This window comes from Citrobacter sp. A316, assembly GCF_002042945.1.
GTDB classification, from domain to species: Bacteria; Pseudomonadota; Gammaproteobacteria; order Enterobacterales; family Enterobacteriaceae; genus Citrobacter; species Citrobacter portucalensis.
Map to the genome: position 1 here is coordinate 16,954 of NZ_MVFZ01000010.1, position 16,544 is coordinate 33,497.

Annotated in this window: 27 protein-coding genes, 2 tRNA genes and 1 pseudogene; 24 read left to right on the forward strand and 6 right to left on the reverse strand. The window is 46.6% G+C overall.

Going from position 1 to position 16,544, the window contains the following annotated elements; translation table 11 throughout:
- Positions 1-132: 132 nt before the first annotated feature.
- The 4 genes and pseudogenes from BZK41_RS13395 to BZK41_RS13415 form a co-directional block, all read right to left on the reverse strand.
- Positions 133-1,260: a site-specific integrase gene (locus tag BZK41_RS13395; protein WP_079938438.1), complete on the reverse strand. Its 1,128-nt coding sequence runs from the start codon at positions 1,258-1,260 to the stop codon at positions 133-135.
- Positions 1,241-1,486 carry an excisionase-like protein from lambdoid prophage 14 gene (locus BZK41_RS13400; RefSeq protein WP_000939946.1) on the reverse strand — a complete coding sequence of 82 codons (246 nt, stop codon included), beginning with the start codon at positions 1,484-1,486 and terminating at the stop codon, positions 1,241-1,243. The genes BZK41_RS13395 and BZK41_RS13400 overlap by 20 nt, the downstream gene beginning before the upstream one ends.
- 30 nt (positions 1,487-1,516) lie before the next feature.
- A pseudogene (locus BZK41_RS13405) lies at positions 1,517-1,718 on the reverse strand (hypothetical protein); the annotation flags it as partial.
- Between the two features lie 495 nt (positions 1,719-2,213).
- On the reverse strand, positions 2,214-2,906 hold the full coding sequence (locus BZK41_RS13415) for a helix-turn-helix transcriptional regulator (RefSeq protein WP_079938439.1): 693 nt from the start codon (positions 2,904-2,906) through the stop codon (positions 2,214-2,216).
- A gap of 97 nt (positions 2,907-3,003) precedes the next feature.
- Between BZK41_RS13415 and BZK41_RS13420 the strand changes: the two genes are divergently transcribed.
- The 12 genes from BZK41_RS13420 to BZK41_RS13470 all read left to right on the forward strand — a co-directional run bounded on the left by BZK41_RS13420 (position 3,004) and on the right by BZK41_RS13470 (position 9,540).
- The gene (locus BZK41_RS13420; RefSeq protein ID WP_079938440.1) at positions 3,004-3,264 is read left to right on the forward strand and encodes a helix-turn-helix transcriptional regulator; all 261 of its coding nucleotides are present in this window, start codon (positions 3,004-3,006) and stop codon (positions 3,262-3,264) included.
- Positions 3,257-3,808, forward strand: coding sequence for a protein YmfL (ymfL, locus tag BZK41_RS13425; RefSeq protein WP_079938441.1), 552 nt, complete (start codon positions 3,257-3,259; stop codon positions 3,806-3,808). The genes BZK41_RS13420 and ymfL overlap by 8 nt, the downstream gene beginning before the upstream one ends.
- A gap of 145 nt (positions 3,809-3,953) precedes the next feature.
- Complete coding sequence (locus BZK41_RS27555) at positions 3,954-4,133, forward strand: DUF4222 domain-containing protein (protein WP_249025132.1); 180 nt, start codon at positions 3,954-3,956, stop codon at positions 4,131-4,133.
- A complete protein-coding gene (locus tag BZK41_RS13430; protein ID WP_249025131.1) occupies positions 4,063-4,956 on the forward strand; it encodes a Rha family phage regulatory protein in 894 nt (297 codons plus the stop codon). Before BZK41_RS27555 ends, BZK41_RS13430 begins: the two co-directional genes overlap by 71 nt.
- Entirely contained in the window at positions 4,953-5,177 is a 225-nt protein-coding gene (locus tag BZK41_RS13435; protein ID WP_079938443.1) for a hypothetical protein, read from the forward strand. Before BZK41_RS13430 ends, BZK41_RS13435 begins: the two co-directional genes overlap by 4 nt.
- Complete coding sequence (locus BZK41_RS13440; protein WP_079938444.1) at positions 5,174-5,992, forward strand: helix-turn-helix domain-containing protein; 819 nt, start codon at positions 5,174-5,176, stop codon at positions 5,990-5,992. The genes BZK41_RS13435 and BZK41_RS13440 overlap by 4 nt, the downstream gene beginning before the upstream one ends.
- 2 nt (positions 5,993-5,994) lie before the next feature.
- Positions 5,995-6,474, forward strand: coding sequence for a PerC family transcriptional regulator (locus tag BZK41_RS13445; RefSeq protein ID WP_079938445.1), 480 nt, complete (start codon positions 5,995-5,997; stop codon positions 6,472-6,474).
- Complete coding sequence (locus BZK41_RS13450; RefSeq protein ID WP_079938446.1) at positions 6,471-6,797, forward strand: LexA family transcriptional regulator; 327 nt, start codon at positions 6,471-6,473, stop codon at positions 6,795-6,797. The genes BZK41_RS13445 and BZK41_RS13450 overlap by 4 nt, the downstream gene beginning before the upstream one ends.
- A complete protein-coding gene (locus BZK41_RS13455) occupies positions 6,794-7,189 on the forward strand; it encodes a RusA family crossover junction endodeoxyribonuclease (RefSeq protein WP_079938447.1) in 396 nt (131 codons plus the stop codon). The genes BZK41_RS13450 and BZK41_RS13455 overlap by 4 nt, the downstream gene beginning before the upstream one ends.
- A gap of 162 nt (positions 7,190-7,351) precedes the next feature.
- Positions 7,352-8,167, forward strand: coding sequence for a KilA-N domain-containing protein (locus BZK41_RS13460; protein WP_079938448.1), 816 nt, complete (start codon positions 7,352-7,354; stop codon positions 8,165-8,167).
- Between the two features lie 7 nt (positions 8,168-8,174).
- Positions 8,175-9,164, forward strand: coding sequence for a DUF968 domain-containing protein (locus tag BZK41_RS13465; RefSeq protein WP_079938574.1), 990 nt, complete (start codon positions 8,175-8,177; stop codon positions 9,162-9,164).
- A 10-nt stretch (positions 9,165-9,174) separates the two neighbouring features.
- Entirely contained in the window at positions 9,175-9,540 is a 366-nt protein-coding gene (locus BZK41_RS13470; RefSeq protein WP_211280438.1) for an antiterminator Q family protein, read from the forward strand.
- A 23-nt stretch (positions 9,541-9,563) separates the two neighbouring features.
- Here the strand turns inward: BZK41_RS13470 and BZK41_RS13475 are convergent, their stop codons facing one another.
- Complete coding sequence (locus BZK41_RS13475; protein ID WP_079938450.1) at positions 9,564-10,007, reverse strand: hypothetical protein; 444 nt, start codon at positions 10,005-10,007, stop codon at positions 9,564-9,566.
- A 3-nt stretch (positions 10,008-10,010) separates the two neighbouring features.
- A complete protein-coding gene (locus BZK41_RS13480; protein WP_366557295.1) occupies positions 10,011-10,910 on the reverse strand; it encodes a DUF6731 family protein in 900 nt (299 codons plus the stop codon).
- A gap of 347 nt (positions 10,911-11,257) precedes the next feature.
- On the opposite strand from BZK41_RS13480, the gene BZK41_RS13485 reads away from it, so the two are divergent.
- The 12 genes from BZK41_RS13485 to BZK41_RS13535 all read left to right on the forward strand — a co-directional run bounded on the left by BZK41_RS13485 (position 11,258) and on the right by BZK41_RS13535 (position 16,461).
- The gene (locus BZK41_RS13485; RefSeq protein WP_079938452.1) at positions 11,258-11,494 is read left to right on the forward strand and encodes a hypothetical protein; all 237 of its coding nucleotides are present in this window, start codon (positions 11,258-11,260) and stop codon (positions 11,492-11,494) included.
- 266 nt (positions 11,495-11,760) lie between these two features.
- Positions 11,761-11,836: transfer RNA gene (locus BZK41_RS13490), tRNA-Thr, on the forward strand.
- Positions 11,837-11,839: 3 nt separating this feature from the next.
- A tRNA-Gly gene (locus tag BZK41_RS27270) sits at positions 11,840-11,920 on the forward strand.
- A gap of 627 nt (positions 11,921-12,547) precedes the next feature.
- Complete coding sequence (locus tag BZK41_RS13495; protein ID WP_079938453.1) at positions 12,548-12,748, forward strand: DUF4222 domain-containing protein; 201 nt, start codon at positions 12,548-12,550, stop codon at positions 12,746-12,748.
- Between the two features lie 327 nt (positions 12,749-13,075).
- Positions 13,076-13,213 (forward strand): hypothetical protein, encoded by a 138-nt coding sequence (locus tag BZK41_RS27275; RefSeq protein WP_158083350.1) that lies wholly within the window; start codon positions 13,076-13,078, stop codon positions 13,211-13,213.
- Between the two features lie 857 nt (positions 13,214-14,070).
- Positions 14,071-14,358, forward strand: coding sequence for a hypothetical protein (locus BZK41_RS13505; protein WP_079938455.1), 288 nt, complete (start codon positions 14,071-14,073; stop codon positions 14,356-14,358).
- 200 nt (positions 14,359-14,558) lie between these two features.
- Positions 14,559-14,984, forward strand: coding sequence for a tellurite resistance TerB family protein (locus BZK41_RS13510; RefSeq protein WP_079938456.1), 426 nt, complete (start codon positions 14,559-14,561; stop codon positions 14,982-14,984).
- Positions 14,981-15,133, forward strand: coding sequence for a DUF3927 family protein (locus BZK41_RS13515; RefSeq protein WP_079938457.1), 153 nt, complete (start codon positions 14,981-14,983; stop codon positions 15,131-15,133). The genes BZK41_RS13510 and BZK41_RS13515 overlap by 4 nt, the downstream gene beginning before the upstream one ends.
- An 89-nt stretch (positions 15,134-15,222) precedes the next feature.
- Positions 15,223-15,618 (forward strand): putative holin, encoded by a 396-nt coding sequence (locus BZK41_RS13520; RefSeq protein ID WP_079938458.1) that lies wholly within the window; start codon positions 15,223-15,225, stop codon positions 15,616-15,618.
- Positions 15,608-15,883: a phage holin family protein gene (locus tag BZK41_RS13525; RefSeq protein ID WP_079938459.1), complete on the forward strand. Its 276-nt coding sequence runs from the start codon at positions 15,608-15,610 to the stop codon at positions 15,881-15,883. Before BZK41_RS13520 ends, BZK41_RS13525 begins: the two co-directional genes overlap by 11 nt.
- Before the next feature lie 2 nt (positions 15,884-15,885).
- Positions 15,886-16,263 carry a M15 family metallopeptidase gene (locus BZK41_RS13530; RefSeq protein ID WP_079938460.1) on the forward strand — a complete coding sequence of 126 codons (378 nt, stop codon included), beginning with the start codon at positions 15,886-15,888 and terminating at the stop codon, positions 16,261-16,263.
- Between the two features lie 15 nt (positions 16,264-16,278).
- Positions 16,279-16,461 carry a hypothetical protein gene (locus BZK41_RS13535; RefSeq protein WP_079938461.1) on the forward strand — a complete coding sequence of 61 codons (183 nt, stop codon included), beginning with the start codon at positions 16,279-16,281 and terminating at the stop codon, positions 16,459-16,461.
- Positions 16,462-16,544: the final 83 nt, after the last annotated feature.

A 16,544-nucleotide genomic window follows, 5' to 3' on the forward strand; every position in this document is an offset into this window, starting at 1 on the left:
ATTTTTCAGTCTTAATATCTATTATTCATAATTAATTTATATTGTAGTTTCCTAACTCTAGTTAATACAGAATGTTTCTCTTTATTCATTTATGGATAAAAATTTAAAGGTGACGCTGAGAAGTTCAAATTTTCACAACGCTACTTTGATCCATCCTTTGCCTCGGTCGTCATGATATCGATCTGTCTGTCGCTGCGTTTTATGACCAAGTAGTTTTTGTGTATCTAACCCCTGTTCTTTGTACAGACGTTCAGATAAAGACCTTTGCTCATGGAATGTGGCAGGTGAACCTTCTCCCCAGTCAATTCCTGCTAAATCTCTCGCTTTACTAAAATTCATCGTTAATGTATTGGATTTAACCTGCGCCCCACGTTCTGCCTGTGATGTTGAGCGGAAAAAATGAACTAAGTATGGACTGACTGCATAATCACGGCAGCGGGCTATTACATCGCGTAAACTCCAGTTAATCGCATTGAGGCGAAGAGAAAGGGGGATAGCGATTTTGCTCCCGGTTTTTTCCTGAATGACATGAAGATGGTCATCCCAAATATCGCTGAATTTCATTTTAGATATATCCCCCAAACGTTGACCGGTAACCAGCGCTAACAACATTGCATTTCCCATGTAACGATGACTGGCGTCTGCGATATCGAATATTTTTTGCCATTCTTCCAGGCTGAGGCGTTGACGGGTAATTTTCCTTCTGGGTTGCTTCGTCGCAAGAGCAGGGTTATACCCTGGTGGAACTTCGCCATAATGCTGTGCTTCCTTAAACACATCGATCAATACAGACCTTACGACTTGGGCCATTCTAGGTTGTCCAGCAGAGATATACTCTTCAAGCAATTGTGCTATATCTCTGACATCAACGGCTGAGATCAACTTCATTCCTGCTCGTTCCCTAAGCAAGGATACTGGTTTAGCTTTCTGCTTATAGGTGTTGAGTCTTATATCACCACTTTTCAGTCTGTCATCCTGGATCGCTTGGTAGCGATCTAACCAGGTTGACGTTGTGATTGCTTTCCCTTTGCTGGTTGCGATCCTGTCACTGATAGCCAGAATCTGCCGAGTTCTTTGCTCAGCCAGGCGTGTATTGGCTTCAGTGGCAATAGCGATGGCTTCAGCTTCGTTTGTTCCCAAAGCATGGAATTTCCCTGTTATTGGATGCTTATACCGCCAATAGACTTTATTTACCTTCCGACTATAAAGCGGATATAAGTTAGGGACTGAAACATTATTCTTACGCGGTCTGGCTGCCATCACTCAAAATCCGTTGCAAAAGTAATGAGTCATTTTTCTTGATTACTGGTGTTACCAACTCCCCAACTAATTCGGCGTCCTCACGCACTCGCCATAACCGACCTTGTTTCATGGCCGGTGGGCAAAATAAATTCTGCTTAGCATAACGACGCAATGTGGACACACTTGGAGGATTACTTCTGTATTTTTCAGAGGCCCATTCTTCAAGAGTTAACATTTGAAGCATATGCGATCACCTTGTTACTTCACTAACTGTTCAGTCTCTGCATATCGACCCTGTAAGGTCGGTTAGTTTCTCCACAAAACAGATAAGAGCATCAGTGGCCACAACTATCAGGATGGATCGGGTTATGACCCCGTCATCCGGGGATACTTTTCTCTGTTTTGTAAAAAGGTCGGTACCAGAAAGGACTAAGGAAAAAACTGGTACCGCCAAAGCAATGGGAGTTGTGGCGGGATTGCCACTCAGGCGTATGGTCAACCTGACAATCCGGTGTCCTCAACTCGGGAAAGCGTAACCCGGCCATACTTACCGCCGCGCCATTTCGCGGATTACCACAACGCTGAGAGCACTTAGCCAGTTAAGACACCACATTTGTTGCGGATCCATAAATGCTCTCATCGTTGCATCCTGGTCTCTTCCCAGGCGTCAAACCGAATCGCCACGCTGGTTAGGCGCCCTATACGTACCCTCATTGGCTTGCACATTCCGGCTACCTGACTTGTTCGCCGAGCTAGGGGAGGTTTGCCCCTTTAACGTTGCCAGACCGCTAACGACGCATGTGCCATACGCCGTGTTACAACCAAAGTTTCTTTGGTGTTTCGCCTGTTCGTTTGTCTGTGGGGAAAGATAAAATGAAATTGCGTAGTGTGCAAGTATTTTTATTGCGAGATATGCAACCCATAGGGTAAAAAAAAGCCACCTAGTGGTGGCCGATGAAGAGTATGCTGGCTTAATTGTGTCGCTTAAGGGTTTGCGACTGACTGATTAAGACCTTTCCAAAGACCATGAATCGGTGTTCGTTTTCGCTGGTGATTCCCCATTCACGGTAAATCTGGTTATCAGAAATTACCAACAGTTTGTCTGGGATCATTTGCAGTCGTTTAACGTATATTTTGTCGTCAAAACCAAAGACATAGATACCATCACCATCGAACTGATTGATGCTGATATCAACGAAGATTAGATCTCCAGGCTCAATGGTTGGACACATACTGTCCCCACGAACGTTGATGACTTTTATGTGATTGGCAGGTCGGCCGCCAAACATCGATAAAGCATTATCAGTTCTGTATTCGATAGCATGAATCACATCAATGACATCACCACCCTGGATAAGGCCATTTCCCGCACTGGCACTGACATCCAGCAATTCAATACGGAATACATCCTTCACCTGCACATCACCCTCACTAATACTGTTTTTATATACAGTATTATTTTTGAGTTCAGAGGTAAAGAGATCAGCAATTTCAACGTCTAAGCTCTTGGCTATATTGCCCAGGGCTTGCTCGGTAAATTGCTTCTGCTTACCTGTTTCAAGGCGTGAGATATTCGCCGAATCCACACCAATGGCTTCAGCTAGGTCGGCAATTTTCATGTTCTTCGCTTGGCGAAGCTGTCTAACTCGGTTTCCTATGCTCATGCGTTTATTACATTTCTTTATTGCGAGTTAAGCAAATCAACTTGCGCAATTTACTTGCGTCAAATAACATGCACATGACGCAATAATTGGAGGGTGTATGCAATCACCATTACGAAATGTGCGTAAGGCGCATGGTTTTACATTACAGCATGTAGCTGAGTGTGTTCAGGTCAATCAGGCGACGTTAAGCCGTATTGAGAGACTGGAGCAGGTTCCATCCATCGATCTCGCGGAACGTCTCGCCAAATTTTTCAAGGGTGAAATTAGCGAAATGCAGATTCTCTACCCGGCTCGTTTTCAATCTAGCCAAAACCAGAGCGAGCTGAAACCACAGGAACAGGAGGTGAGCCGTGGGTAAGTGTCACTGGAAGGTAGAAAAACAGCCTGAGTGGTATGTGAAGGCTGTCAGGAAAACTATTGCGGCGTTGCCGGGGGGTTATGCCGAAGCAACTGAGTGGCTGGATGTAACTGAGAACGCATTATTCAACCGCCTTCGTGCAGATGGCGATCAGATTTTCCCGCTTGGCTGGGCAATGGTGTTACAGCGAGCAAGTGGTACTCACTACATCGCTGATGCTGTCGCACAGTCTGCTAATGGGGTGTTTGTATCGCTTCCGGAAGTTGAGGACGTGGAGAACGCTGATATTAACCAGCGTCTGCTGGAGGTTATTGAGCAGATCGGCAGTTATTCAAAACAGATTCGTTCAGCAATTGAAGATGGGGTGGTGGAACCTCACGAGCGAACAGCCATTAACGACGAGTTGTATCTGTCAATTTCGAAGCTCCAGGAACATGCAGCACTGGTCTACAAAATTTTTTGCGCCCCAGAAAAGAGTGACGCCCGCGAGTGTGCAGCTCCGGGCGCCGTGGCGTTTTGTGTCTGTGGAGAAACTAACGCATGAACAGTTTAACGGCAAATAACCGTTTGTCGCAACAGGTGGCGCCAGAGGCTTATGAGCGCCAGCCGTTACGACATGAGTGCAGATTATCAAATGGCCTGGTCGTAAGTAACCACAGAGAACATTACCTGACTGTGGGGGATGAGTCGTGCAGGAACTTAACCGCTGGTTTCGTGACAGGAGAGGGTTTTATGTTCATGTCATTAGGTGGGAGCCAGAAACCAAGCGAGTTATCTACCTGCGCGAAGGATACCCGCATGAGTGTTTTAGTCCTTTGTGGAAATTCAGGCGTGACTTTGTTGAGTGTGAAGCACCAACAGGGCGTTGATATTGATTCTGCAATTTCTGGACGTTACACTGTTCAGGCACCTTATAAAGCGGGTGCCGGGATTGGCGTCCTGAAATTCGCACATGCGCATAACCGCGCTTCAGCGGTTTTTTTGCGCACGTTTCCTCACATCCAAATTATGGTGGGGCGTGCAGGGGCATCGAAAGATGCGCCGGGGTCATGTGCGACCGGTTACGCCAACCCTGTACGTCTCACCACCTCTATGATTGGCGTCTTATGTGGTGAGTTTTCAAAATTCGCACATGAGGATGTCACTATGGCAACCACCCCTACCCAAACTCACCCAAAAATCGATGTTATCCACGGTAAGGTCGTTACCTCTTCTTTGGCAGTCGCCGAATATTTCTGCAAGCAACATAAAAACGTTATTCAAAAAATCCAGACGCTTGAGTGCTCGGTTGAATTTGCTGAGCTGAATTTTCAGCCAAGCGAATACACCGATTGCACAGGCCGCAAACTTCCTTGCTATCAAATCACCCGCGATGGCTTCGCATTCCTTGCTATGGGCTTCACTGGCAAACGTGCAGCCCGGTTTAAAGAGGCATACATCAATGCCTTTAACCAGATGGAGAAACAGCTTTCAAAGCCTTCTTCACTGAACGACGTAGCGCAGAACGCCAGCGTTCTTTACTCCCATCTGTCGGTAATTCACAAAGTCTGGCTGCAACAACTCTATCCCATGCTGGCCAAAATGGAATCTCCGCTGGCTGTAAGCCTTTATGACCGCATCAATGACGCTGCGGCGCTTGCCAGTCTCATCAATATGACACTGAACCCTTCAGAGGTAAGGGGGCGCAAATGATCCGGAATATCTTCAAACGTCTTATCAACCAGACTTCCTGCTGCCCTCGTCCAGGGCAGTGGTACACGACACCCAAAGGACATGTTCTACGTGTAAGCCTGGTTGATCTCGAATGCCAGAAAGTCGTGTGTGAGCCGCTGGGCCGTAATTACCGTGTCAACATGCCGCTTATTGCATTCCGTTCCGGTAAAAACATGAGGCGCATCGGAGGTGCAGCATGAGCATGGAGCTGATGGTCAAAGCGATGAAAATTCGTGTGGGTAACCCATTGCGGAAACTTGTCCTGATTAAGCTGGCTGATAACGCCAGCGATCAGGGAGAGTGCTGGCCTAGCTACCAGCATATTGCCGATCAGTGTGAGATCAGCAAACGCTCGGTGATGAATCATATTGCGGCGCTTTGTGAGTCAGGGCTGGTAAAAAAGGTTACCCGGAAAGGTGACAAAGGTAACTCAAGCAATATCTATCGTCTGCATCTGGATGGTGCAGGAAATTCACTAGGGGGGAGTGCAAATAATTCACTACCTAGTGAAGCAAATTCACCAGGTAGTGCAAGACATTCACCAGGGGGTAGTGCAGGAGATTCACCCAGAACCAGTCACTCTTTTGAACCAGTCAAAGAACCAGTCAATGAACCAAAGACTATTGGCGCATCTGCTGAGGCGTCTGCACGGGTACGTTCAACACGACTTGAATACTCGCCAGAGTTTGAGCTGGCATGGCGGTCATATCCCGCGCGTGCTGGTGGCAATTCAAAATCAGCAGCCTTCAAAGCCTGGAAAGCTCGACTGAACGAAGGGGTAAATCCTGAAACCATGCTGGAAGGTGTGAAGCGTTACGCTGGCTGGGTATCTGCGATGGGTAACAGCGGCACGCAATTCGTGAAACAGGCTGTCACGTTCTTTGGCCCAGACCGCCATTTTGAAGAGTCCTGGGTAGTTCCATCGGTGTCTGGTGCCAGAAGTGAAGATCCGTTTTTCAAGTCCAACTACGACAGCGTGGATTACAGCCAGGTCCCGGCAGGGTTCAGGGGGTGAGTATGAGTTTAATGGCAGATGTTCAAAAATTTATTGAGCAAAATCCGGGCTGCACTTCCAGCGATATCGCAAACGCTTTTGAAGGTTATTCGCGGCGGTGTGTTTTGCAGACGGCTAGCAAGTTACGTCAGAGCGGGAGAGTGTCCCATAAGTGCCAGGGTGATATTCACAGGCATTTTGCTCTGGGGGAAGAGCCAGAGTTGGAACCCGCTGTTGAGACTAAACGGGTACGAGATTGCTATACCGGCACTAACGATCCACGGGTGATTTTTCGCCTGACCCGTAAGGCAGAAGAACTTGAGTCGAAGGGGCTCTACCGACGCGCAGCAACGGTCTGGATGGAGGCATTTTGCGAGAGCCATTCACAGACAGATCGAAACAATTTTCTGCAACGTCGTGAGCGGTGTTTACGTAAAAGCAAAAGGATCGTTGTGTCGGCTGATGGATGGTATCTGTCAGGGAATTATGTGGGGGCTGAATGACGACATTAACTCCATGCCAGCAGCAGGTGCTGGATATGCTGATTTCTTACCAGAAAGAACGTGGCTACCCGCCAACCAATCAGGAGGTGGCAATCATGCTGGGATACCGTTCGGTAAACGCTGCTGTGGAACATCTTCGCGCACTGGAGAAAAAAGGTTTTATCACGATAAAGCGTGGTGTGGCACGGGGCATCACGATTCACACCGCGATAAAGGACAACGACTGCGAGGCCGTAGGGATCATCCGCGCACTGCTTGCCGGTGAGGAGAATGCCAGAAAGCGTGCAACCCACTGGTTACATGAGAGGGGCGTGAAAGTATGAAGCTGATCCTGCCATTTCCACCCAGTGTGAACACTTACTGGCGGCATCCAAACAAAGGACCTTTTGCCGGAAAGAGCCTGATAAGCGCGGCGGGGCGAAAATTCCAGAGCGAGGCGTGTGCAGCAATTATTGAACAACTGCGGCGCCTGCCTAAACCAACGACGGCACCAGCATCAGTAGAAATCGTGTTGTTTCCTCCGGACAACCGGATCCGCGATCTGGACAACTATAACAAAGCGCTGTTTGACGCCCTGACCCACGCGGGTGTGTGGGAAGACGACAGCCAGGTGAAAAGGATGCTGGTGGAGTGGGGACCGGTTATTCCGGAAGGGAAGGTCGAGATCACTATCAGTAAGTACGAGAAAGCGAGTTGCAAATTAGCAACTCGGTAACGGAATTGAGCAACACCCTAAATTTGGGTATTACCTCGTTAAAGATACTGTATTTATGAACAGTGTATCCTTGATAACTATTAAAAATCGCAGTAAGTTCATCTTGCATCAACGAAAAGGGAGTGCAGTCCCGCTCGTGGATAAAAATTTGTGGAGAAACCAATGAATCAGTTGCTTGTAATTGATGGCGTTTCTGTGCGCCAGTACTTCGAATCTAACTACTGTCTTAACGACCTTCAGAAAGCTGCTCTTCTTGCCGCTGGTGAGAATCGCTCCTCCCGTTCGCTGGAAGTTCACGAGTTTATGCGTCGTCCTGAAACGAAGGCTCTTGTGGAATTACTGGAAGAAGAAACTACGGGAGATTCCCGTAGTATTCCTGTCATCACCATTCAGGGGCGCAATGGTGGGACGTATGTCTGTAAAGAGCTGGTCTATGCATATGCAATGTGGATCAGCCCGGCATTCAGCTTAAAAGTGATACGTACTTTTGATGCGCTTCATAATTCATCACCAGAAGAAACCACATCCGACAAAATTAAATCCGGGGTCATTCTGCTTGAATCAGCAGCAAAGACTCTAAATCTGTCTAACTCCTCGAAACTTGATGCATACCAGAAATTATCAAAGGTAGCTGGTCTTCCTGAACTTATGCCGATCTATGCCATTGATGCTCCTGCTGATGCGCCCGATGGCTCAAGCCGCCCTACGTTGTCACTGAGTGCATTGCTGAAGCTGTACGGCATCCGCCTGACGGATAATCAGGCATATCACCAGATGGCGAAGCTGGGGATCGTTGAACAACGCGAACGATACAGCCGTACCGCAATTAACAACATCAAAAAATTCTGGTCACTGACGGCGAAGGGCTGCATGTTCGGCAAGAACATCACCAGCCCGGCAAATCCGCGCGAGACGCAGCCGCATTTCTTCGAGTCCAGATTTCCTGAGCTTCTGAAGCTGCTAGATACCGTTCATTGAGGTGATCGTGAGAGCGTTACTGACCCCTGAAATTGCCCCACGAATGGGGATCGTATTGTTCAGGCCCGGTTCAGAGCTGATGCCCCTGTTTATGCAGGGGCGTGTCCTGCTAGAGCCAGAGCCGGAACGTTATTCTTCTTTTGCCAGTGGTGTCGTTCCGGCGGCATCACAACCATTAGCTGAGGATCCCGTTATTCGGGAGGTTTTCCGCAATGAATCTGTTATCCGTCGAGCTGGTGGAGTAGAGAGCCTTGAAAGCTGGTTGCTTCGGGAAAATGGTTGTCAGTGGCCGCACTCTGACTGGCACAGCGAGCACGTAACAACAATGCGCCACGCTCCTGGGGCGATCCGCTTGTGCTGGCATTGTGATAATCAGCTGCGCGAGCAGTTCACGGAACGGCTGGAATCAATGGCAACGGATAACTGTGCCCGCTGGGTGCTGTCTGTTGTTCGCCGGGATCTCGGATTTGATGATAACCATGTCGTTACGCTACCGGAACTGTGCTGGTGGCTGGTTCGCTATGAACTGGCTGATGTTCTGCCGGAAAGCGCAGCCTGTAAGGTCCTGAGATTGCCGGAGCCAGTAGTTCAATCGGTAACCCGTGAGAGTGACCTTGTACCTTCGGTTCCGGCCACCAGCATCATCCAGGATAAAGCCAAAAAGGTGCTGGCGCTAAAAGTGGATCCGGAGTCGCCGGAATCTTTTATGTTACGTCCCAAACGTCGCCGCTGGGTTAACGAAAGGTATACGCGCTGGGTTAAGACGCAGCCGTGTGCATGTTGTGGAAAGCCCGCTGATGATCCGCATCACCTGATTGGCCACGGTCAGGGTGGAATGGGGACAAAAGCTCATGACCTCTTTGTGTTGCCTTTGTGCAGAAGGCATCACGACGAGCTACATGTGGACACCGTGGCATTTGAAGAAAAGTATGGCTCCCAGTTGGAGTTGATATTTCGTTTTATCGATCGCGCGCTGGCAATTGGCGTTCTTGCGTAAGTGGGGAAGAATAATGCGTGATATACAGAAGGTTTTAGATTTATGGGGAGCCTGGGCTGCGAGTGATAGTTCAGGTGTTGACTATTCACCGATAGCTGCTGGTTTTAAGGGGCTTCTGCCATATACCGGCAAGACGCGTATGGCTTGTTCAGATAGTGATGCATTAATCATTGAAGGTTGCCTTGCTCTTCTTAAGAAGAGAAAACCGTATGAGCACTCTCTGATTGTGGCTCATTACCTGTATGGCATCCCGAAACGGAAGATCGCAAAGGTTCGCAAAAAAGATGAAAAATTGATACGAATAGAGATCCAGATGGCAGAGGGCTTTATAGATGGCTGTCTTTCTATGCTGGGTGTTAAACTTGAAATGGAGTAGAAAAAAAGGCATTTCTGCCCTTTTTAAATGTGGGGGAGTATCCAGTTTACTTTTCTCCATGTAAAGGCAAAAGTTATTACTGAAATGATAAGAAGATATAAAGATTCGATAATTAAAATGAATTCTATTTTTTCTCCATGTAACAATGTCTTTTCATTGGCAAACATTGCTATCAAAGCAATAACGCATGCCGTAATTAAAGTTGCACCTGCGGTTAATAGGTTTACAATAATAACTTGAAGTATTTTATTGTTTTTTGAAGCTTTTATTATTCCGTTTGAGTTTTCGCTAGCTGCACTAAAAATTGAGATCGTGGCTAAAATAAAACCAAATAAAATACCGGATACAGTTGAAATAACCCCGGAGGCTGTAAGTATGTCAGTATGCCCCATCTGAGGGATATACCTCAGTAGGAACAATGTGCAAAAAACACTTGCAATCAGGTTTCTTAAGTATTTCAATAACATATCCTATACCTTCTTTTTGCTGATATCGTATTGCTTAAGGTATTCATTGTTATCAATTTTAGCAGAAATCATGGCTTGCAGAACATCACTATCAGTGCCATAACCATTAACGGTATATATGTTTTTTTCTGAAATGAGTACCTGATCAAGAAGACTTTGTTCAACGGTATTTTTGGGCTGTGTTACTGCCGCTTTTTTTACAATTCCCGGCATTTTTTCAAGGAGTTCTTTAATACCATCCTTCACGAGATCTGATAAATAACCTTTAACTTTTAATCTCCCTGATGCACGCCCCCTTAGATTTAACTTGAGACGTGTTCCACCCAGACCTACCATCATATTTACCAGTTCCTTAGAAAATGAACTATTTAGCTGGTAATTTGTTGCATCAAAGTTCCTGGGAGCAGCCAGGACAATATCACAACTTCTCAAAGTACTACCTGTTTCAAGTAGCTCTTTGACGCTCTCTTTTTTCCAGATGGCTTGGAATGAAAAGTTATTTCCAGGGTTACCACTCTGGCTGTAAAGCAGATAAGCTAAATCTGATTCTTTCGGCCCAAGATGATTTTGAGTTAATATTAAAATATCACTATCGTAATAATATAAAAAATAGGTTCTTTCGACTATGTATTTTTTATCATCTAGTGGTATGTTGTGCTCATTCCAGTGTTCATCACCAATATAAGGAAGGAGATATTCTTCTCGTGAGCATGACATGTAGCCGAAGAAATATTTAGCTTTTGTATCTTTATTTATAAAAGCTATTTTTAACTTTTTATTTCTATAAATGGTATCAAAATGATTATTCGTAACGGTTACGCAAGTATTATACAGATTTTCAATTGCCTGCTTAGCAACTGAATGGCTGCGGATAGTCCCAGAACTACTGGTGTAAAAACCAATTTTAAGTTTTTTTTGTTTCTATGATTGCGCAATAGTAGTCATGCTAAATCTTAGCATCCTAATAATTTCTTGTAAGTCTTATTTTTTATATGGCTTTAATTTAGCAAAAAAAATTACCGCGGTCCGCAAATTTTATCGTAATCTGTTAAGAGTGGTTACTTCGCCACACAGCTTAAACCCGCCATTGAGCGGGTTTTGTTGTTTCTGGGCCTGGGTGTGCGTTGGCTTGGTCTATCCCGCAGTTATCCTCTGGCTCGGCTTCTTTGACGTTTCCGCTTCTGATGTGCGGTACGTGGTATTCCCTCAATTTGTACTTGCTGTATCAGCGAGGTGAGAGATAACTACAAATGCCTCATAACTCAAATACTTGGCCGGACTGGCTGGAGTTGTTCCAGAGCAGGTTGTGTGGAGATACCCCGCTGGGTGCAGTTATTATGTTGATCGTTACAGCTGGTTTGCGCATTGCCTATTTTGGCGGTGATGGCGGTGATGGCGTTGGGCTGATCGGTGTCGATGCTATTCGTGGGGCTGCAATGCGAGTAACCGGTAACAAATACGCTTCGCAAAACTGTATTGTGAGGTGAATTGAAGGGCATGAACTTTTTATGAAACCCGAATCTCGCGGTTTTTATTTCAAAACGAAAATAAATGCATATTCAAAAATAAAACAGCATTAGTATTCTTTTATTTTTTTATCTAATAGTTCTATTTAATGAATGGATAATAAAACTTTACATTTTTTGACATTGATTTTGTTGAATACAAATGCTCTATCCGTATTATTTGCAGCGGTTCTGATGGGTGACTTTATATTGCTCGGTCATGGATGTCCCTGAAGAACCAACTTAATGCCGACTTAGCTCAGTAGGTAGAGCAACTGACTTGTAATCAGTAGGTCACCAGTTCGATTCCGGTAGTCGGCACCATTTGCGGGTATCGTATAATGATTATTACCTCGGCTACTTTAGCCTTCCTAGCTGATGATGTGGGTTCAACTCCCGCTACCCGCTCCGATTTCCTTTCAGGTGAGTAGAGTGTCTGAAAGGGAAAATGAGAGTTCAGTACTGCCTACATCCCCGTGCAGAACAGGAATGGCTCTCAAACTTAGACTGACAAATTTGGCTTATGAGTCAATGGCACAGATTAACGAAAGTTAGTCGAAGCGGGGCAGAAATAGTGGGTAATTTCGCTTCTCAGCTGCATAGGGGGCTGTGTGCCATGTTTTTTGCATTCAAATGGTGTCTTGCCGTTATTTGTTGTTGTGATGAACGGGACTGACATGGTGGTGAGACACCATTTTAATGCAGTGATACCCACGCAATGTGGGGCAAAACAGCATCCTCGTCTGCGTTTGATCAAATCGTTGCGAATCCCAGTGGCTGACTGAGGATTCTCCGGGTATAACCGGCGCTGCATTTAATATTGAGGAGCTCCCAGCTGTGGAACGACCGGGTAATATCACGTCAAAGGTCGTGGGTTTGTTTTGGGAGTAGGGAACCACTCGATGCCTCATGGGAAATGCTACGTCCGGCATGCAATAAACGATAGTACCAATAATAACTACATGATTTATCACGTGCCTATTGCCATCCACTTCCTGTGAGGTGGTTTTTTTTATCAAATGTATATTGTGTTGTATGTTTGACATGAATGATTATCCGTGCCCCCGTCAAAGTTATAAAGATGATCGAGGCACATTGGTAACAATAATCAGTGTTGAGGAGAGGCGTGTTGTTTTTATGCGTGATGGTTATCCCTATCCATGTATAAGGCCAATGTATAACTTCCTGGCAAAATTCAAGAAAATTGCGGAGGAAGAAGGGCAACCGAGTAGGTAGATGATATATGTTTGTAGTTCATGGATTACCGCACGATCCGACAGACCATGAAAGAGTGATTGGCTGGGCTGTAATTCGTCCTGCTCCGTGGCATCTTGTGGGTGTTTTTGCAACTGAATATATGGCAAGAAAAGAACTACAGGTACGTGGCGATGGTTATCACGTGCAATTAGGCTCCTATAAGCTTGGATCTCAGGATTTTAGGGCATTCACTTTTGAATTGTGACAACAGACAAGGGATTCTGAACAAATAAGAGTTTGTTCAGATGTTGTGCTGGTTGCGACTATAAGCCAGTAAAAGGGCGTTTGTGGAGAAAGGGGATATCGATGGGAGTATGGTTTGTTTTAGGTGGAATGCTTTGCTTCTTTATCGCTCATCTGGCCGATAAGCATATAAAAACCCGAGTAGCCGAAGCTGCTATTTATACAGGAATATCGCTGATAGCGCTGGCGGCCTTATTCTGAGGGTTGGGTATTTCAATTACATGGAGTTTAAGCCATACCTTACAACTCAATTTAATCACATAGAATTCGAATGGGTCATTTCCGAGAGAGTGGCTGAGGTAGACATGGGGAAATCGTTCGGGGATGGCCCATCCGAATTTGTTATGTAAAAATGCCAATGCAGCATCTTTTTTTATGCCGCCATTGTGTGGGCATTTTTAATGGAAATGCGAGCTAATTAAATAAATTTTACTGATTTGTTTTTTTGGATTTAATGGATAATTAGAACTGATCTATAGAAAGTGGCATTGCTTTGGGTTGAAAAAAAATAATTCTAACTGTACTATATAAGCTTACGAAGGCGCATTTATTATTAAGGTTTCCTATCTATCGTTGGTGGCTTATTTGTGGCGCGAGTAGGCGAGAGTTTATGGGGATGGTTTAAAATTTGGCGTTGCATCGCCACTCTGTCACACTCCTCGGTCTGTGGTATAAACCAGTTGCAGACCTCGTGTCACACATTTTTAATGTATTCAAATAGTACTTTTTATAGTTGTTGGGACCGGGAAAACAATAAAGTTCTATCTGAATGCAGTGAAACTCAGATTAACTGAGGTAAGTCAGCACAGGTCTGCGTTTATTCAATGCGTTACGGGTCTTGATGCTGGCGCAAGACCCTCCGGGAGGAAGAACCCGGCACTGCATTAATATTCTGAGACACAGAAATCCTGATTCTGTCACGCATATAACCTGCAACAGGTGTATGAATTATAATAAAATATATCTCATGCAATTTTTTGACCGCCATCTCCCGTGAGGTGGTTTTTTTTGTTTTACAGGGGTTGTTAGCATATTACTTCGTGCTTTGAAGGGATAATATGATTAATCCAGTTCCAGAAGCATCAGAACGCTGTGAGTATCTAAAAAAACAAATCGACAATGTTTATGCTGAGCGCGCTCAGGCATTTAGTCTGCTCTCAGTTTTATATTGCACTCCGGACCGCTATTGTGATGACGATGTTAAAATTGTTAATTCCGAAAAAATGAAAGCCACTTTTGAAGCCTTTATGTATGCCAACGAAAAATTAGTGAAATTGGTGAAGGCTTATAATGAACTTGCTCCTGAGGCCAACAGAAATAACATTCAGGTGCATGTTCAGGGATGAAAATCACACTTTTTATCAGTTGTAACAACTTGTGTTGACAGGCTCGCTACGGCGGGCCTTTTTCATATCCGCGCCACGCCCGGCGCACATCAAAAACCACAGAGCCTTTCAGGGGTGAGCTTACGGGATGGTCAGTGTGACTTTCTCTGTGGGCTGGTCACTCCTGGGCGCAGGCTCACCCACTTAAAGGAAAAGTCACGATGTTTGGTATTTTCAAAAAGAAAACCCGCAAGGCAATTGTTGAAGTGAAGAAGATGGAGAACCGCGACGCGGTGGAGGCGACCGTCTGGGGCGCATATTCCATTGCATACGCTGACGGTACCTGTGATGCAAAAGAAATCGCGGTGCTGGAGAAAACCATTGCGGCACTTCCGGCTTTTGCGCCGTTCTCTGGTGAGATTGCCCAGATGAGCGCGAATATTCGTGCCCGTTACGAAGCATCACCGCGTAGCGCGAATGCTCAGGCATTGCGTGAACTGGCTGATGTGGCTGGAACAGCTGAAGCGGTTGATGTGTTGTGTCTGTGTCTGGATATCGCTGACCAGGACGGCATCGGTGAACAGGAAGAAGCCCAGCTCAAGAAAATTGCACAGGCGTTGCAACTGCCGCTGGACCAGTACCTGTGAAAAGTGCGCGCCTTGTGCTGGCTGCCGTCCTGCTGTTTCTGGTAGTGGCGGTGGATTTTACCGGGCACCTGATGTCGATGCTGGCGGATGGTGTGCTGGTGGTCGGAGTGGTTGCACTGCTCTGGCCGTTAATCCGTAAGGTTGAATAGCACCATACAAAAGGCATCTGCGGGTGCCTTTGACTGGGTGTTGTTTTTTACGGGCCGCTGGTGGCCCTTTTTTATTTACAGGAGAAATTATGGCTACAGAACCCGTCTCCGGGACGGGCACTGCTGCAGCGCTTGGTGGGGCGACTGCATATGGCGTGTTCACCGGTACGGATTTTGGGATTGTGTTTGGCGCATTTGCCGGGGCGCTGTTTGTGGCCACGATGCCACAGGCGCTTTCAGCCTGGAGGATTGTGGGCCACTTTGTGGTGTCTTTCATCATCGGCGTGCTGGGGGCAGAAGTGCTGGCTTCATTCCTGGCTGATAAGGCCGGATATGACAGCGCCTCGATAGATGCATTGTGTGCGGTGCTGGTGTCTGTGGTGTCAGTGAAGATTCTGTCGTTCATCCACCAGCAGGAGATTTCATTGCTGATATCTGGGCTGTTCTCTCGTCTGCGGGGCGGAGGAGGTGGTAATGGTGGGTAATCTTCCCGGTTTGCTGAATGTGGCGCTATGTACGGTTATCGTGCTGGCGCTTTTTTTCTACCGTCGAAAAGGTGCCACACATAAACCGCTGGTGTCGTGGCTGGCCTGGCTGCTGATGCTTGTCTATGCGGTTGCGCCGCTCAGTTATCTGTGCGGTCGTCCTCTTCCCGGTAACTGGGTGGTGGTGCTGGCTAATCTGTTGTTCTGCGTGCTGGTGATATGGGCGCGCGGGAATGTGTCAAAAATCCTTTCATTACTGAGGTAAGTATGTCGGGAAAATTCAGATTCAGTCGTCGCAGTGAAAAGAATCTGGAAGGCGTTAAGCCGCAACTGGTGGCGGTAGTGCGTCGCGCTCTGGAACTGACGGAAGTTGATTTTGGTATCACCGAAGGTCTGCGCAGTAAATACCGTCAGAAACAACTGGTCGCCGCAGGCAAAAGCCAGACGATGAACAGTCGCCATCTGACCGGCGATGCGGTTGATGTTGTGGCCTACGTTGGCAGCCAGGTGTCATGGGAGTGGCCTTTGTACGAGAAAATTGCCAGGGCATTTAAGCAGGCTGCATCAGAGCTTGAAACACCCATTGAATGGGGTGGAGACTGGCGCACGCTGAAGGACGGGCCTCACTTTCAGTTAAAGCGTTAGTGTGTTGGTGGTGATATGAAACGAAGACACTGGACACACCGAACGCCACGCGTGGCGGCAAGATGGGCACTGGTAGCGATACTGGTGCCCTTTTTGTTGGTGGGCTGTGTCAGCCTGGAAAAAGCGCGTCATCTTTTCGATGCAGCTTCTCAGATCTGCCAGCTTATTAATAGCGTGCGGCAATGTACGCAGAACTGATCACCCGCACAGGCAGAATATTTTGCTGAAAAATGACATGGACCAGCGTGTCCGGAAAACAAAAAATTCTGCTGCATGCGGTG

Excerpts from the sequence above, each read along its gene's own strand:
- BZK41_RS13420 (WP_079938440.1), top strand. The coding sequence starts at position 3,004 with ATGCAATCACCATTACGAAATGTGCGTAAGGCGCATGGTTTTACATTA.
- BZK41_RS13475 (WP_079938450.1), bottom strand. The coding sequence starts at position 10,007 with ATGTTATTGAAATACTTAAGAAACCTGATTGCAAGTGTTTTTTGCACA.
- BZK41_RS13485 (WP_079938452.1), top strand. The coding sequence starts at position 11,258 with ATGCCTCATAACTCAAATACTTGGCCGGACTGGCTGGAGTTGTTCCAG.
- BZK41_RS13430 (WP_249025131.1), top strand. The coding sequence starts at position 4,063 with ATGAGTGTTTTAGTCCTTTGTGGAAATTCAGGCGTGACTTTGTTGAGT.
- BZK41_RS13535 (WP_079938461.1), top strand. The coding sequence starts at position 16,279 with ATGAAACGAAGACACTGGACACACCGAACGCCACGCGTGGCGGCAAGA.
- BZK41_RS13415 (WP_079938439.1), bottom strand. The coding sequence starts at position 2,906 with ATGAGCATAGGAAACCGAGTTAGACAGCTTCGCCAAGCGAAGAACATG.
- BZK41_RS13400 (WP_000939946.1), bottom strand. The coding sequence starts at position 1,486 with ATGCTTCAAATGTTAACTCTTGAAGAATGGGCCTCTGAAAAATACAGA.
- BZK41_RS13395 (WP_079938438.1), bottom strand. The coding sequence starts at position 1,260 with ATGGCAGCCAGACCGCGTAAGAATAATGTTTCAGTCCCTAACTTATAT.
- BZK41_RS13450 (WP_079938446.1), top strand. The coding sequence starts at position 6,471 with ATGACGACATTAACTCCATGCCAGCAGCAGGTGCTGGATATGCTGATT.
- BZK41_RS13520 (WP_079938458.1), top strand. The coding sequence starts at position 15,223 with ATGGCTACAGAACCCGTCTCCGGGACGGGCACTGCTGCAGCGCTTGGT.
- BZK41_RS13495 (WP_079938453.1), top strand. The coding sequence starts at position 12,548 with ATGTTTGACATGAATGATTATCCGTGCCCCCGTCAAAGTTATAAAGAT.
- BZK41_RS27275 (WP_158083350.1), top strand. The coding sequence starts at position 13,076 with ATGGGAGTATGGTTTGTTTTAGGTGGAATGCTTTGCTTCTTTATCGCT.
- BZK41_RS13510 (WP_079938456.1), top strand. The coding sequence starts at position 14,559 with ATGTTTGGTATTTTCAAAAAGAAAACCCGCAAGGCAATTGTTGAAGTG.
- BZK41_RS13455 (WP_079938447.1), top strand. The coding sequence starts at position 6,794 with ATGAAGCTGATCCTGCCATTTCCACCCAGTGTGAACACTTACTGGCGG.
- BZK41_RS13460 (WP_079938448.1), top strand. The coding sequence starts at position 7,352 with ATGAATCAGTTGCTTGTAATTGATGGCGTTTCTGTGCGCCAGTACTTC.
- BZK41_RS13525 (WP_079938459.1), top strand. The coding sequence starts at position 15,608 with ATGGTGGGTAATCTTCCCGGTTTGCTGAATGTGGCGCTATGTACGGTT.
- BZK41_RS13530 (WP_079938460.1), top strand. The coding sequence starts at position 15,886 with ATGTCGGGAAAATTCAGATTCAGTCGTCGCAGTGAAAAGAATCTGGAA.
- BZK41_RS13440 (WP_079938444.1), top strand. The coding sequence starts at position 5,174 with ATGAGCATGGAGCTGATGGTCAAAGCGATGAAAATTCGTGTGGGTAAC.
- BZK41_RS13505 (WP_079938455.1), top strand. The coding sequence starts at position 14,071 with ATGATTAATCCAGTTCCAGAAGCATCAGAACGCTGTGAGTATCTAAAA.
- BZK41_RS13445 (WP_079938445.1), top strand. The coding sequence starts at position 5,995 with ATGAGTTTAATGGCAGATGTTCAAAAATTTATTGAGCAAAATCCGGGC.
- BZK41_RS13435 (WP_079938443.1), top strand. The coding sequence starts at position 4,953 with ATGATCCGGAATATCTTCAAACGTCTTATCAACCAGACTTCCTGCTGC.